The 13436-nt window shown below is 72.1% G+C and carries 18 protein-coding genes; 2 read left to right on the forward strand and 16 right to left on the reverse strand.

The window, feature by feature from the left end; translation table 11 throughout:
- Positions 1 to 87: 87 nt before the first annotated feature.
- The 8 genes from AOM01_RS00125 to rimM all read right to left on the reverse strand — a co-directional run bounded on the left by AOM01_RS00125 (position 88) and on the right by rimM (position 6240).
- Positions 88 to 1731: an MDR family MFS transporter gene (locus AOM01_RS00125; RefSeq protein WP_082109850.1), complete on the reverse strand. Its 1644-nt coding sequence runs from the start codon at positions 1729 to 1731 to the stop codon at positions 88 to 90.
- 38 nt (positions 1732 to 1769) lie between these two features.
- Complete coding sequence (locus tag AOM01_RS00130) at positions 1770 to 2393, reverse strand: TetR/AcrR family transcriptional regulator (protein ID WP_062287247.1); 624 nt, start codon at positions 2391 to 2393, stop codon at positions 1770 to 1772.
- Positions 2394 to 2686: 293 nt separating this feature from the next.
- Positions 2687 to 3010, reverse strand: a complete 324-nt coding sequence (locus tag AOM01_RS00135) for a DUF2469 domain-containing protein (RefSeq protein ID WP_042215380.1) — start codon at positions 3008 to 3010, stop codon at positions 2687 to 2689.
- Positions 3011 to 3059: 49 nt separating this feature from the next.
- Complete coding sequence (gene rnhB, locus AOM01_RS00140; RefSeq protein ID WP_228374161.1) at positions 3060 to 3719, reverse strand: ribonuclease HII; 660 nt, start codon at positions 3717 to 3719, stop codon at positions 3060 to 3062.
- A gap of 1 nt (position 3720) precedes the next feature.
- Positions 3721 to 4413, reverse strand: a complete 693-nt coding sequence (lepB, locus tag AOM01_RS00145; protein ID WP_169746481.1) for a signal peptidase I — start codon at positions 4411 to 4413, stop codon at positions 3721 to 3723.
- 20 nt (positions 4414 to 4433) lie between these two features.
- Positions 4434 to 4781: a 50S ribosomal protein L19 gene (rplS, locus tag AOM01_RS00150; protein ID WP_062287256.1), complete on the reverse strand. Its 348-nt coding sequence runs from the start codon at positions 4779 to 4781 to the stop codon at positions 4434 to 4436.
- A 200-nt stretch (positions 4782 to 4981) separates the two neighbouring features.
- On the reverse strand, positions 4982 to 5704 hold the full coding sequence (gene trmD, locus AOM01_RS00155) for a tRNA (guanosine(37)-N1)-methyltransferase TrmD (protein WP_062287258.1): 723 nt from the start codon (positions 5702 to 5704) through the stop codon (positions 4982 to 4984).
- A 2-nt stretch (positions 5705 to 5706) separates the two neighbouring features.
- Positions 5707 to 6240, reverse strand: a complete 534-nt coding sequence (rimM, locus tag AOM01_RS00160) for a ribosome maturation factor RimM (protein WP_062287261.1) — start codon at positions 6238 to 6240, stop codon at positions 5707 to 5709.
- Positions 6241 to 6326: 86 nt separating this feature from the next.
- On the opposite strand from rimM, the gene AOM01_RS00165 reads away from it, so the two are divergent.
- Both AOM01_RS00165 and AOM01_RS00170 read left to right on the forward strand, forming a co-directional pair.
- Positions 6327 to 6734, forward strand: a complete 408-nt coding sequence (locus tag AOM01_RS00165; protein ID WP_062287264.1) for a hypothetical protein — start codon at positions 6327 to 6329, stop codon at positions 6732 to 6734.
- A gap of 37 nt (positions 6735 to 6771) precedes the next feature.
- On the forward strand, positions 6772 to 7179 hold the full coding sequence (locus AOM01_RS00170) for a hypothetical protein (RefSeq protein ID WP_062287267.1): 408 nt from the start codon (positions 6772 to 6774) through the stop codon (positions 7177 to 7179).
- Between the two features lie 98 nt (positions 7180 to 7277).
- Here the strand turns inward: AOM01_RS00170 and AOM01_RS00175 are convergent, their stop codons facing one another.
- The 8 genes from AOM01_RS00175 to AOM01_RS00210 all read right to left on the reverse strand — a co-directional run bounded on the left by AOM01_RS00175 (position 7278) and on the right by AOM01_RS00210 (position 13377).
- Entirely contained in the window at positions 7278 to 7508 is a 231-nt protein-coding gene (locus tag AOM01_RS00175; protein WP_062287270.1) for a KH domain-containing protein, read from the reverse strand.
- A gap of 2 nt (positions 7509 to 7510) precedes the next feature.
- A complete protein-coding gene (rpsP, locus tag AOM01_RS00180) occupies positions 7511 to 7966 on the reverse strand; it encodes a 30S ribosomal protein S16 (protein WP_062287274.1) in 456 nt (151 codons plus the stop codon).
- Positions 7967 to 8129: 163 nt separating this feature from the next.
- Positions 8130 to 8906, reverse strand: coding sequence for an FAD:protein FMN transferase (locus tag AOM01_RS00185; RefSeq protein ID WP_062287276.1), 777 nt, complete (start codon positions 8904 to 8906; stop codon positions 8130 to 8132).
- On the reverse strand, positions 8903 to 9547 hold the full coding sequence (locus AOM01_RS00190) for an FMN-binding protein (protein ID WP_062287278.1): 645 nt from the start codon (positions 9545 to 9547) through the stop codon (positions 8903 to 8905). The genes AOM01_RS00185 and AOM01_RS00190 overlap by 4 nt, the downstream gene beginning before the upstream one ends.
- Before the next feature lie 3 nt (positions 9548 to 9550).
- Positions 9551 to 9967, reverse strand: a complete 417-nt coding sequence (locus AOM01_RS00195; RefSeq protein ID WP_169746482.1) for an FMN-binding protein — start codon at positions 9965 to 9967, stop codon at positions 9551 to 9553.
- A 10-nt stretch (positions 9968 to 9977) separates the two neighbouring features.
- Positions 9978 to 11321, reverse strand: a complete 1344-nt coding sequence (locus AOM01_RS00200) for a ferredoxin reductase family protein (RefSeq protein WP_062287282.1) — start codon at positions 11319 to 11321, stop codon at positions 9978 to 9980.
- An 89-nt stretch (positions 11322 to 11410) separates the two neighbouring features.
- Positions 11411 to 12820 (reverse strand): ferredoxin reductase family protein, encoded by a 1410-nt coding sequence (locus AOM01_RS00205; RefSeq protein ID WP_062287284.1) that lies wholly within the window; start codon positions 12818 to 12820, stop codon positions 11411 to 11413.
- Positions 12817 to 13377, reverse strand: coding sequence for an FMN-binding protein (locus tag AOM01_RS00210; RefSeq protein WP_062287286.1), 561 nt, complete (start codon positions 13375 to 13377; stop codon positions 12817 to 12819). Before AOM01_RS00210 ends, AOM01_RS00205 begins: the two co-directional genes overlap by 4 nt.
- Between the last annotated feature and the right edge of the window lie 59 nt (positions 13378 to 13436).

The raw sequence follows: 13436 nt of genomic DNA on the forward strand, positions 1-13436 counted from the left end.
TGGGCATCGTCCCCGGGGACGACGAGGGGCGGGGAGGATGTCTCCTCCCCGCCCCTGATGCGGTCGAGCCCGCGGTCGTGCGAGCCGTCAGGCGCGCGCGGGCTCCTTGCGGTCGTCGGCGCCCTCGGCACCCTCGGCCTCCTCGGCGCGCGGCTCGAGGTAGGCGTGCGAGGCGCCGTCGATCTCGATCGACTCCGGCACGGCGTCCTTCTCGAGGGTGGTGCGCAGCGGCACCTCCTTGACGAACAGGAGCAGCACCAGCGCGATGAGGGCGAGCGGCACGATGTAGAGGAACACCGGCGTGAGAGCGTCGTTGTACGACCCGACGATGATGTCCTGCGCCTGCTGCGGCAGCTGGGTCACGGCCTCCGGCGTGAGCGAGTTCGCGTCGCCCAGCGAGGACGCGCCGCCGGGCACGCGCTCGCTCAGCAGCTCGATGAGGTTGTTGGTGAAGATCGAGCCGACCACGGCGGCACCCAGCGAGGCGCCGATCTGGCGGAAGTAGTTGTTCGCCGCGGTGGCCGTGCCGACCATCGTGAGCGGGAACGTGTTCTGGACGATCAGCACGAGGACCTGCATCTGCATGCCCAGACCCATGCCGAACACGGCGAGGTACGCGCAGGTCACCCAGATGGGCTGCGTCGCGCTCATGGTCGACAGCAGGAGCATCGCGACGGCGATGATGATCGCGCCCATGATCGGGTAGATCTTGTAGCGGCCACGGCTCGAGACCGCGCGGCCCACGATGATCGACGTGGGCAGCATCGCGCCCATCATCGGGATCATGAGCAGGCCCGCGGTGGTCGCGTCGACCTGCGCCACCATCTGCAGGTAGGTGGGCATGTACGCGAGCGTGCCGAACATCGCGATGCCCATGAGCAGGCCGGCCGCGGTGGTGAGGTTGAAGTTGCGGTGGCGGAACATCTCGAGCGGCATGATCGGCTCGGCGGCACGGCGCTCGACCAGGACGAACGCGACGGCGGAGATCACGGTCAGCGCAATGAGGCCGATGATGACGGGCGAGTTCCAGTCGTACTGGCCGCCGCCCCACGAGGTGAAGAGCACCAGCGACGCGGAGGCGATCGCGATGAGCGCCATGCCGGCGACGTCGAGGCGCGGCCGGGCGCGGTCCTGCGGCGCAGGGTGGAGGAAGATCGCGACGGAGGCCATGGCGATGAGGCCCAGCGGCACGTTGATCCACATGCACCACTGCCACCCGATGGACTCGGTGAACCAGCCGCCCAGCAGCGGGCCCACCACGGACGCGAGGGCGAACACGCCGCCCATGAGACCCATGTACTTGCCGCGCTCACGCGCGGGCACGATGTCCGCGATGACCGCCTGCGACAGGATCATGAGGCCTCCGCCTCCGAGACCCTGGATGGCGCGGCCCACGATCAGCTCGGTCATGCCGGTGGACAGCGCGCCCACCACGGAGCCGACCATGAACAGGCCGATCGCGATCATGAACAGCGGCTTGCGGCCGATGAGGTCGCCCAGCTTGCCGTAGACCGGCATCATGATGGTCGCCGCGAGGATGTACGCGGTGGTGACCCACAGCATGTGGTCGACGCCGTCGAGGTCGCCCACGATGGTGGGCAGCGCGGTGGAGAAGATGGTCTGGTCGAGGGCCGACAGCAGCATGGCCGTCATGAGGCCCACGAAGACCAGCAGGATGCCCCTGCGGTCGGTGGCGGGCGCCGCGGCGCGCGCCGACGTGGTGTCAGACATGGTCCTTCTTTCGAGCGGGGACGGACGCGGGTCGCGCGTCAGGGGGAGACGATGCGCCGGATGCGCGCGATCGCTTCGTGGATGTAGGCCTCTACCTCGGATTCATCGCCGGACTCCTCGATCCAGAGCCGGCTGACCACCGGGAACGCGCCCATGGCGACGCTCATGACGAGCTGCGCCTCGTCACGGGCCTCGGTCTCGGTCAGGTCGGGGAGCTGCTCGGCCATGCGGCGCATCACCAGCTCCACGGTCGCCTGGCGCTTGCCGACCATGCGCGTCATCTGCAGCGCCTGGAGCGCGGGCTCCCGCGCGTAAAGCGTGCGGCGCATCACGAAGATGTCGCGGTCGGGGGCGGTGGCGAGGAAGCTGCGGGCCATGAGCAGCATGAGGTCCTCCGCGAGCGGTCCCCGCGCATGCAGGAACTCCTCGATGAGGGACTCGTCCGGCACCGACGGGGCGGGCCCGATGAGCGCGCCCTCCTTGGTGCCGAAGTAGTTGAAGTAGGTGCGCGGCGAGATGTCGCTCGCCTCGCAGATCATGTCCACCGTCACGTGGTCCACGCCGTGCTCGAGCGCGAGCTCGAGGGCGGCACGCTCGACGCGGCGCGTGCGGCGCAGGCGGTTGCGCTCGCGGAGGCCGAGGACGGGCGTGGCGGTGGGCATGCGTCGATTATTGCAGTCTCTGCACTTTTGCGTCAAGTGCAGTTTTGCAGAGGGCGCAGACGAATGCGCGGCGGGCCGCGCGGGCGCGACGTCGCCGGGTGCGCCGCGTCGCCCGGCGCGACGGGACGATGCGGGGGTCGCCCGGCCGGCGCATCGTCCCCGCTCGCGGAGGTCGGGACGGCACGGCCGCCCTGTTGATACGGCAGAGCGGAAGAACGCGCGCGGATCAGCACCGGCCTATCAGCGAGGCGCCGCGAGCACGTCCCGCGTCGGCGCGCCCCGAAGCGACAGGCTCAGCGCCCGCGGAGCTGGCGGATGTCGGGGAGGTCGTCGTCGCGGGCGAGCTCCTCGATGTTGACATCCTTGAACGTCACGACGCGCACGTTCTTCACCAGGCGCGCGCTGCGGTAGACGTCCCAGACCCAGGCGTCGGCCATGGTGACCTCGAAATAGATGTCGCCGCCGGACGCCTTGACCTGGAGGTCCACCTTGTTGCAGAGATAGAAGCGGCGCTCGGTCTCCACGACGTACTGGAACAGCCCCACGACGTCGCGGTACTCGCGGTAGAGCGCGAGCTCGGCTTCGGTCTCGTAGTTCTCGAGGTCTTCGTGGCTCACCCGTCAATGATGGACCGGACGGGGTGTCGAACGCGAATGCCGCGCCGGATCACCCCGCGCGGAAGGGCAGCTTCCAGGACACGCGGTGAAGCGGCGAGGGCCCGTGGAGTCGCAACGCCTCGAGGTGCGCGTTCGCGCCGTAGCCCTTGTTGGACTCCCACCCGTACTCGGGGTGCTCGAGATGCGCGGCCGCCATCATCGCGTCGCGTTCGACCTTCGCGATCACGGACGCCGCGGCGATCGACGCGCACGCGCGGTCGCCCTTCACCACCATGGTGACGGGCGGGGCGTCCCAGTCCTCGGCCGGATCACCCGCGGAGAACAGGTCCGCCGGCGGCGGGGTGAGCCAGTCGTGGGTGCCGTCGAGCAGCACCGCGTCGACGGGCGCGTCGATCGCGTCGAGGGCCCGCCGCGCCGCGAGGCGCAGCGCCGCGACGATCCCCATCGCGTCGATCTCGGCGGACGAGGCATGGCCGACCTCGCGCGCGACGCCGAACGTCGCGAGCGGCTCGAGCATGGCCTCGCGGCGGGCGGCGCTCAGCAGCTTGGAGTCGGTGAGACCCTCGGGCCAGGTGTCGCAGCGGGTCACCACGGCGACGCCCACGGAGACGGGGCCGGCGAGCGCGCCGCGGCCCACCTCATCGATGCCCGCGACCGCGGCGAAGCCGGCGTCCCAGAGAGCGGCCTCGTGAACCAGGGAGACCGTCACATCACTCCTGCGCGGCGGCCTGGTCCTCGAACGGGTTGCCGACACCGCCGATGCGGTCGAGCGGCCACACCACGGCGAAGGTGGTGCCCACCACGTTCTCGACGGGGACGGTGCCGCCGCCGGGGTCGCCCATGTGGGCGCGGGAGTCCGCGGAGTCGTCGCGGTTGTCGCCCATGACCCAGAGGTAGCCCTCGGGGACCTCGACGCGGAACTCGGTGCCGCACGGGCGTGCGCCCTCGGCGATGAAGCCCTCGTCGAGCGCCTCGCCGTTGACCATGACCTCCGCGTCGGGGTCGGTGCATTCGACCACGTCGCCGGGCAGCCCGATGACGCGCTTGACGAGGTGCTCGCCCGCGTCCTCGGGCAGCAGGCCGGTCCAGGTGAGGACGTCCTTCACCACGAGCCTCAGCCCGCTGTCCTCCTGGTCCGCGTGGCCGAGCCAGTTGGCGGGGTCCTTGAAGACCACCACGTCCCCGCGACGCAGCGGGAGCGGGTCCGGACGCCACTTGGTGACGAGGATGCGGTCGCCCTCGATGAGCGTGGGCTCCATCGAGGGCGAGGGGATGTAGAACGACTGGAAGAAGAAGGTCTTGATGAGAAGCGAGAGCAGCAGCGCGCTCACCACGACGAGGACGAGCTCCTTCGCCCAGCCCCATGCCCGACGGCCGGCGGACGGTTTCCCGGCCGCCGGCACGTCAGCATCGGTCGCGATGGTCAGTTCTCGCGCTTCTCGCGGATGCGGGCCGCCTTGCCGCGGAGGCCGCGCAGGTAGTACAGCTTGGCGCGACGCACGTCTCCGCGACGCTCCAGCTCGATCTTCTCGATCGTGGGAGCGTGAAGCGGGAACACGCGCTCGACGCCCACGCCGAACGAGATCTTGCGGACCGTGAAGGTCTCGCCGACACCCTGGCCCTGGCGCGCGATGACGACGCCCTGGAACACCTGGACACGCGAGCGGTTGCCCTCGATGACCTTGACGTGGACCTTCACGATGTCGCCGGCGCGGAACGCCGGGATGTCGTCACGGAGCTGGTCCGCAACCACGTTGTCAAGCTTCTGCATGACTCTCTCTCCTCGCACATGCCACAGGTCACGTACGGTATCCGCCCGAGGGCGTTCGGTGATGATCAGCTGCGTCACGGACTGAGCCGGATCCCCTGTGGCAGATCCTGGCGCCGCGCGCACCGAGGATCTATTCTGCCACACCGTGCCCGGACGATGCGAGGGTCGGGTGGGCGAGGCGCGTCACCGCGCGGAGGGGGTCACCACGCCCCGGCGTCCTCCGGGGGCAGCAGGTCGGGCCGCCGGTCGCGCGTGCGGGACAGCTGCTGCTCGTGCCGCCACTCGGCGATGCGGGCGTGGTGGCCGCTGAGCAGCACGTCGGGCACGTCCAGCCCGCGCCACGAGGCGGGCCGCGTGTAGGACGGGTACTCGAGGAGCCCGTCGGAGTGGGACTCCTCGACGATCGAGTGGGCGTTTCCCATGAAGCCTGGGATGAGGCGCGTGACGGCCTCGATCATCGCGAACGTCGCGACCTCTCCCCCGTTGAGCACGTAGTCGCCGAGGCTCACCTCGAGGACGCGGTACCCGGCGTCCGCGTAGTGCTGGGCGACGCGCGCGTCGATGCCCTCGTAGCGCCCGCACGCGAACACCAGCTGCGGCGAGGTCGACAGCTCCTGCGCGAGCGCCTGCGTGAACGGCACCCCCGCGGGCGAAGGGATGACGAGCACGCCGGTGGGCTTGAGCACGTCGTCGAGGGCCTTGCCCCACACGTCGGGCTTCATCACCATGCCGGCGCCGCCGCCGAACGGCGCGTCGTCGACCGTGCGGTGGACGTCCGGGGTGCCGTCCGACTTGAAGGCCGCGTAGTCGCGGAGGTCGTGCACGTGCGTCTCGACCAGCTCCGCCTGGCGGGCCTTGCCCAGCAGCGACACGTCGAGCACGCCGAAGAACTCCGGGAAGATCGTCACCACGTCGATGCGCATCCTCATGCGGACGTCTCCCCCGTGACCTCGGGCTCCTCGCCCGCGAGCAGACCGTACGGCGGCGTGAGGACCACGCGTCCGCCCTCGAGGTCGACCTCGGGCACGAACTCCTCGACGAACGGGATCATCGCGCGGTGACCGCCCGGCTGCTTCACCACCAGCAGGTCCTGAGCAGGCATGCTCACCAGGTCGACCACCTCGCCCAGCGGGGAGCCGTCGGGACGCACTGCCGCGAGGCCCACGAGCTGGTGGACGAACCAGGCGTCCTCCTCGTCCGACTCGGCTCCGTCGATCGTGAGCTCGACGCCGCGCGCGGCCTCCGCGTCCTCGCGCGTCCGCAGCTCCTCGAACTGCACGTACCAGCGTCCCGACTGCACGCGCACGCGCGCCACGGTGAGGGGTCCGGCGGCGGCGGGCTCCGTGGCGAACACCTCGCCAGGGACCAGGCGGTCCTCGGGGATGTCGGTGCGCAGCTCGACCGACACCTCCCCCTTGAGCCCGTGGGCGCGGCCGATGCGGGCGACGGTCAATCTCATGACACCAGGGTACTTTCCGCGGGATGACGTCCCGCCCGCGCTAGCGTGGACCCGTCGTCGACAGGGTGTCGACGGGGGGAGGGCCGATGGCCGCGAGCGCGGGACGCCCGCCGGGCGTGACGTTCGGCGTGATCCTCACGTGGGCCGCCGCGCTCGGCGACCTGGTGACGGGCGCCGCGCTCGTGTGGCTGAGCCTCCACATGGCCGGGGTGGATCTCGCGCTCACGGAGAGCGAGCTGCGCACCTATGCCTTCGCGCTGCTCGGCGTGGGCCTGGTGACCGCGGCGCTCGCGCTCGGCATCTCGGCCGGCTCGCAGCTGTCGCGCGTGCTCGTCATGCTCGTGATGGCGGGCCGCATCGCGGGCGGCGTCTACTCCTTCGCCGTGCTGGGCGAGCTGGTGAAGTGGCAGGCGTTCGGCCAGGTCATCGGGTCGACCCTGATCATCCTGGCCCTCGCCACGCCGCGCGCTTTCGCCTACTTCCGAGCATCCTGAGAGGGAGCGCGTCCCGCGCCTCGATCGAGGAGGGCCCATGGCCAGCGACCGTCCCGGCTCCGTCACCCTGGTGTCCGCCCTCACCTGGATCGTCGCGATCCTCGACCTCGTCGGCGGCGCCGCGATGCTGTGGCTCTACTACAACCCGGACTCCGTCAGCGGCGACATCGAATCGGGCGACCTGCTCTGGTACGGGCTCACCACCCTCGTGGTCGGCGCCCTGACCGCCGCGGTCGCGGCGGGCCTCGCGATGGGGTCGCAGGGCGCCCGCGTGCTCGTCATCATCGTGATGGTGGTGCGCATCGCGGCCGCGGCGTACGCGCTCGGGCAGGTCGGCGGCGCGGTGGTGTGGCAGGCCGCCTTCGAGGTCATACTCGCGTTCCTCGTGATCGCGCTGCTGTCCACCAGGCGAGCCTCGGCCTGGTTCCGCGGCACGCGCGTCTGAATCCGCGCATCGTCCCCCGGAGACGAAGGCGCCCGGACATGCGTCAGGCCCCCGCCCTCCCGAGGGGAGCGGGGGCCTGACGTGCGCTGAGCCTGAGGCTAGGCGACGTCCACGATGTTGACGCGGACGTCGTCCCGCGCGATCGCCTCGACGACCGTCCGGATCGCCGTCGCGGTGCGACCGCGGCGGCCGATGACCCGGGGGAGGTCGTCGGGGTGCACCACCACGTTGAGGGTGGTGCCGCGACGCCCGGAGCGCTCGGTCACGCGCACGTCGTCCGGGTTGCGGACGATGCTGCGGACCAGGAACTCGAGAGCGTCGACGACCATCGTCAGTTCTCCTCGGCGGGGGCCTCGACGGCCTCGGCGGCGGCCTCGGCGTCGGCGGCCGGAGCCTCCTCAGCCTTCGCGGCCTCCTTCTTGGCGGCGGCGTCGGCCTTCGCCTTCTCGGCGGCGTCCGCGTGCGCCTTGATGGCGTCGGCGGCGTCGGCCTTGGCGGCGGCGCCCTTCACGGTGTTCGTGGCGCCCTTCTCACCCTTGAAGGTGCCCCAGTCGCCGGTGAGCTTGAGCAGCGCGGTGACCTGCTCGGTGGGCTGCGCGCCCACGGAGAGCCAGTACTGCGCGCGCTCCGAGTCGATCTCGATGACCGAGGGCTCCTCGGTGGGGTGGTACTTGCCGATCTCCTCGATCGCACGGCCGTCGCGCTTGGTGCGCGAGTCCATGACGACGACGCGGTAGAACGGGGCGCGCTTCTTGCCGAAGCGCTTGAGGCGGATCTTCACAGCCATGGCTGTCTCCTTCTGAATTCGGTGTGAGCCGGATCTTGTCCGCCGGGGAATCACGGCGGGGTCGACCTGACAAGACGAATCGGCGTGCCCGGGTAGAGGGCCGGGCGCGCCAGCGACCTATTGTGCCAGACGGGACGATGCGCGACCAACCTCGCGCCTCGCGTCACCTGACGCTGGGCCAGCCGGGAGACGTCTGGGCATCGTACGCGCCGTCGAAGCGCCCTCCGGAGACCAGCAGCACCTCGAGCCCGCGCTCGAGCGCCGCGGCGACCACGCGCGGCCCTCCCCCGCAGATCGCGGTCGCCCACGCGTCGCATGCGGTGAGGTCGCGCCCGGCGACGGAGACCTGCATGTAGTGACGCGCGACCTCTCCCGTGACGGGGTCCCAGATGTGGTCCACCACCTGCGCGCCGCCGGACGTCGCCAGCGCGGTGAACGTCCCTCCGAGCTCCACCACGTCGATCACCGGCGTGCCCGTCGGGTCGCCCTTCACGCGCGGGTCGGCGATCCCCACGCGGCGGGCGCGACCGCCCGCGACCAGCACGTCTCCCGACGCGCCGATCATCCAGTCGGAGGCGCGGGCCGCGCGCAGGTGGCGGCTCGCGCGGGCCACCGCCCAGCCCTTGACCAGGCCGGTCGGGTCGAGCACGCCGTCCTTGCGGCGCGCGTCGAAGCCGCCGAGGGTCGCCTCGCGATACCACTCGCAGGCCTCGAGCACCTCGCGCAGCTCGCGCGGCGCCTCGTCGAGCGTGAGGTCGCCCCGCAGGTAGCCGCTCAGGTAGGAGTCGTCGCGCCACAGCGAGAACACCTCGTCGGCCCGCACCAGCTCCGCGTGGAACGTCGCGACCGCGCCGTCGACCTCGATCGGGTCGGGCGCGTCCAGCTCGATCGCGAACGGCATGGCCATCGCGTGCACCGTGGTGCGGAACGTCCCCGTCACAGGCCGGCCTCCTCGAAGGCGCCGCGCAGCGACTCGGTGAACGCCGGCGACGTGAACGACGCGCCGCTGACGGCCTCGACGTCCCACGTCTGCGCGGCGAGCACCTTGTCGCGCAGCTCGGGGATGGCGCGCGCATTGATCTGCACGGACTGCGCGTCCTGCGTGCCCGCGACGATCGCCTGGACGTCCGTCACCTCGCCGCCGACCACCGTGATGCGGGCCTGGTAGTCGCCGCGCGCGTTGGTCACCACCGGGCCGTCGTGGGTGGACGATGCGGGCGCCGGGTCCGCGGCCGCCGTCGCCGTGGGCGCCGGGTCCGGCGCGGCGGCGGTGTCGGACGCCACCGGTGCGGGGGTCACGGTCGCGCAGTCGTCGTCCTCCGCGAAGTCCTTGTCGTCGTCCTCGTCGTCGCCGCTGTCGTCGGGCTCGCACGTGATCGACGGCGTGGGAGCGGGCGCGGGAGCGGGCGCGACGGTCGCCGAGGCCGTGGGGCTCGCGGAGGCGCTCGCGGTGGGAGACGCGTCGGGGCTCGCGGGCGCGACCAGGTCGAGCGTGGGCAGCTCCTTGGGTGCGACCGCCCAGCCCGCGCCAAGGATCGCGGCGCAGCCGCCGGCGACCACCACGGCCCGGGAGGTGCGCATGGCCTACTCCGCCGCCGCCGCGGCGTCGTCGAGCGCGCCCTGGATCGACTCGGTGAACGCGGGCGAGGTGTAGGAGGAGCCGGAGACGGCCTCCACGTCGGCGCTCTGCGCCTCGATGACCTTGTCCCGCAGCTCGGGGATCGCCCGGGCGTTGATCGACACGGACTCCGCGTCCTGGGTGCCCGCCTCGATGGCCTGGACGTCGGTGATGACGCCGTCCTCGATGGTGACCTGGGCCTGGTAGCCGCCGCGGATGTTCGTGACGCGGGGGCCGTCGTAGACGCCGTCCGCGTACAGCGGGTCCACCGTGGTCGTCGCCGCCGCGGGCTCGGCCGCCTCCGCTCCCCCGCACGCGCTCAGCGCGGTCGCGGCGGCAGCGGCGCACGCCAGTCCGCCCGCGGTCCTCGTCATGGTCCTCATAGGCCCTCCCCTACCAGCCGAAGCGTTCACGATGGATGGCGGCTCCCGGCACGCCGGCGGCGCGTGCGTCGAGGACCACCGCATCGGCCCACGGGACGGGGCCGCACACGTACACGTCGCGCGCGGCGACGTCGGGCACGAGGGCGCCCAGGCTCTCGCCGGCGGCCGTGCCCCAGCCCGACCCGCGCGGCCCGGCGACCAGGATCACGTCCGCGCCCCGCCGCGCGGCGAGCTCCTCGACCTCCGCGAGCAGGGGCGCCTCGTCGCGCGAGCGGACGCGCAGCACCACGGTGCACGGCTGCTGCGCCTCGTCGAGCAGCGCGCGGATGGGGGTGACGCCGATCCCCGAGGCCACCAGCACCGTGCCGGGCGCCACGCGGCTCGCCTCGGTGAAGATCCCCAGGGGTCCCTCGGCCAGGACGCGGGTGCCCACGCGCACGTGGGCGAGCCGCGCGGACGCGTCGCCCGAGGGCTTGACGGTGATGCGCAGGGAGTCCGGTCGCGGCGCACGCGAGAGCGACCAGGGGTGCGCCTGCGTCCACCGGTCCTTGTCGAGGAAGCGCCACAGCAGGAACTGGCCGGGGCGCGCGCCCAGCCGGTCGAGGTCGCGGCCGCTCATGACCACCGACACGGAGCCGTCCGGCTCGGGCTCGACGGCGGCGACGCGAAGGTCGTGTCGAGCGAGCAGGACGAGCGGGCGGACCAGGCGGAAGGCCAGGAAGGAGCCGACGGCCAGCACGTACAGCACCAGCCAGAACCACCAGGCCGCTCCCCCGTCGCGGAACGTCGAGCCCTCGAGGAACTGGTGCGGCACCACCGCCGCGATCGCGAGGTAGACCAGCAGGTGGACGGCGTGCCAGCGTTCGTAGCGCCACCGGCTCCGGATGGCGACCAGCGACGTCGCGACCACGATGGTGAACAGCCCGAGCCCCACCTGCGCGGCGACCATGAACCAGCCGAGATCCCACAGCGCGACGGCCTCGGTGAGCACGTTCCGCCCGTCGTAGCGGGCGTTCATCACGAGGATGAGCCCCACGTGCACGAGCATGAGGATGAACGCGACCTTGCCGAGGCGCGTGTGGGTGACGGCGGCGCGGTCGTGACCGATCGCGCGCTCGACGTAGGGTGCCCGTGAGATGAGCGTGATCTGCGCGAGCACCAGCACGGCGGCGACGATCCCCGCGACGCGGCCGAGCCCGTACAGGTGGTCGATCGGCGCCGTCACCAGCAGGCCGCCGGACGCGACGAACAGCGCGACGCCCACGGCCGCGACCAGGTAGACCGCCGCCTCGAGCCCGTCCCGCCACCACTCCCGGCGCGCGGATCGCCGCGCATACGCCTCGAGGGTGCTCACGGGACCTCCGGGGGTTCGGGGACGGGCCTGACGGGGCAACGCGCGCGGACCGCGGACGGTTCCGACGCGTACCCGCATCGTACGGGGTCCTACCAGGCGAACTCCTCCGCGTGGCGGCGGTGCTCCGGCACCCCGGCGACCACCGCATCGTCCATCACGGCCGTCACCCAGCGGTCGGGGCCGCACGCGTAGACGTCCGCTCCCGCGATCGCGGGGACCAGCCGGGAGAGCGTCGCGGGGGACGATGCGGGGGCCCAGCCGTCCCCGCGGCGCCCGGTGAGCACGTGGAGGGTCGCGCCGCGCGCCGCCGCGAGCTCGCGGAACTCCTCGAGGTGCGGGATCTCCGCCTCGCTCCGGGCACGCACGATGACGGTGCAGCCCCCGGGCCGGAACGTGGCGTCCTCGAGCAGCGCGAGGATCGGGGTGATGCCGACGCCGGCGCCGGCGAGCACCAGGTGGTCTCCCGAGCGCGAGTCGTCGGTGAAGACTCCCAGCGGGCCCTCCACCATGACGCGGGTGCCCGGGCGCAGGGTGCGCAGGGCGGCGGAGCCGTCGCCGAGCGGCTTCACGGTGATGCGCATCCACCCGTCGCGGACCGTGCGCGACAGCGAGTACGGGTGCGCCTGTCCCCACATGTCGTGCTGGAGGAACCGGAACAGCATGAACTGCCCGCCCTTGGCCCCCAGCCGGGTGAGGCGGCGGCCGTGCATCGCGATGACGGTCGACCCGTCGGGGAGCGTGCCCACCGCGGCGACGCGGATGCTGTGGCGCCAGAAGCGTGCGAGCGGACGCACCACGCGGTACGCGAGCAGGCCGCCCACGGCGACGGTCCACAGGATCACCCAGTACCACCAGGCCGGGCCCATGGTCATGAAGCTCTGGCCGTCCGTGAGCTGATGAGGGATCGAGAGGCCCACGGCGAGGTAGCTGAACAGGTGGACCGCGTGCCAGTTCTCGTAGCGCCAGCGGCTGCGCACGATCGCGTAGGACGTCACCACGACGGCGACGAGCACCAGGAAGCCCACGCTCGCCATGAACATGGGGCCGCCGTAGCTCACCACGAACGCCCACGTCTGCGCGAGCAGCCCGGTCTGCGTGGGCAGCGCGTAGCCGGCGACCAGCAGCACGATGTGCGCGATGATCACCACGAAGCCGAGCCGTCCCAGCCGGGCGTGCAGGCGGGCGCCGCGGTCGTGGCCGATCGCCTGCTCGACGAGCGGGATCCGGGCGATGAGGATGAGCTGCGCCATGATCATGGTCGAGGCGACGATCCCCGCGATCCTGCCGAGCGTGGTCAGCAGGCCGGCGAGCGTGGTGACGTCCACGGTGCCGGAGGACAGCATGAAGGCGAGGCCGCCGACGCCCGCGAGCCACGCGGCCGCCTCGATCGTGTCGCGGCGGCGGCTGCGGCGCGCGGCGCGCGCGCGGCGCTCGGCGGTCGCGGGATCGAGGGCCGCGCGGCTCGGGGCCACGTCGCGGCGGGGCTGCACGGCGGTCATGCGAGCCCCGCCACCTGCATCGCGCTGTACACGGCCTGCTCGACGGCGTCCGAGGTGAAGCTCGCGCCGGAGACGTAGCCGACGTTGGTGTCCTGCGCCTGGAGGATCGCGTCCTCGAGCACGGGCATCGCGTACGAGTTGATCTGCTGGGAGTGCGGGTCGCTCTCCCCCGCCTGGACCCAGTCGATCGCGGTCATCTGACCGTTCTCGACGGTGATCTCCGCCTGGAACGTGCCGTAGCGGCTCGAGACGGCCTCGCCGTCGTAGGTGGCCGTGCCCGAGGTGTCCGGGGTGGTGTCCGTGGCGGTCGCATCAGGGCTGGTAGTCCCGGTGTCCGCCGAGCCCGACGCACCGGAGGACGTCGAGGAGTCCGTGGTGCTCGAGGAGTCTGTGGCGCTCGACGAGGACGACGACCCGCCCGCGGTCGCCTGCTGGGACTCGGCGACGTTCTGCGTGCTCGTCGTGTCGGGCGACAGGAACCCGCTGCCGAGGACGGCGCCGGTGGACAGCAGCGTGGCGGAGAGGCCGGTGACGATGATGCCGGAGGAGCGCTTCATGGTCCCCATCACACGCGCGCGGCCTGAGATGCCCCCCTGGGGATGCTGGGAGTTCGCTG

This window comes from Demequina phytophila, assembly GCF_000971135.1.
GTDB lineage: Bacteria > Actinomycetota > Actinomycetes > Actinomycetales > Demequinaceae > Demequina > Demequina phytophila.

Excerpts from the sequence above, each read along its gene's own strand:
- AOM01_RS00125 (WP_082109850.1), bottom strand. The coding sequence starts at position 1,731 with ATGTCTGACACCACGTCGGCGCGCGCCGCGGCGCCCGCCACCGACCGC.
- AOM01_RS00130 (WP_062287247.1), bottom strand. The coding sequence starts at position 2,393 with ATGCCCACCGCCACGCCCGTCCTCGGCCTCCGCGAGCGCAACCGCCTG.
- rplS (WP_062287256.1), bottom strand. The coding sequence starts at position 4,781 with ATGCAGAAGCTTGACAACGTGGTTGCGGACCAGCTCCGTGACGACATC.
- trmD (WP_062287258.1), bottom strand. The coding sequence starts at position 5,704 with ATGCGCATCGACGTGGTGACGATCTTCCCGGAGTTCTTCGGCGTGCTC.
- rimM (WP_062287261.1), bottom strand. The coding sequence starts at position 6,240 with ATGAGATTGACCGTCGCCCGCATCGGCCGCGCCCACGGGCTCAAGGGG.
- AOM01_RS00165 (WP_062287264.1), top strand. The coding sequence starts at position 6,327 with ATGGCCGCGAGCGCGGGACGCCCGCCGGGCGTGACGTTCGGCGTGATC.
- AOM01_RS00170 (WP_062287267.1), top strand. The coding sequence starts at position 6,772 with ATGGCCAGCGACCGTCCCGGCTCCGTCACCCTGGTGTCCGCCCTCACC.
- AOM01_RS00175 (WP_062287270.1), bottom strand. The coding sequence starts at position 7,508 with ATGGTCGTCGACGCTCTCGAGTTCCTGGTCCGCAGCATCGTCCGCAAC.
- rpsP (WP_062287274.1), bottom strand. The coding sequence starts at position 7,966 with ATGGCTGTGAAGATCCGCCTCAAGCGCTTCGGCAAGAAGCGCGCCCCG.
- AOM01_RS00190 (WP_062287278.1), bottom strand. The coding sequence starts at position 9,547 with ATGCGCACCTCCCGGGCCGTGGTGGTCGCCGGCGGCTGCGCCGCGATC.
- AOM01_RS00195 (WP_169746482.1), bottom strand. The coding sequence starts at position 9,967 with ATGAGGACCATGACGAGGACCGCGGGCGGACTGGCGTGCGCCGCTGCC.
- AOM01_RS00205 (WP_062287284.1), bottom strand. The coding sequence starts at position 12,820 with ATGACCGCCGTGCAGCCCCGCCGCGACGTGGCCCCGAGCCGCGCGGCC.
- AOM01_RS00210 (WP_062287286.1), bottom strand. The coding sequence starts at position 13,377 with ATGAAGCGCTCCTCCGGCATCATCGTCACCGGCCTCTCCGCCACGCTG.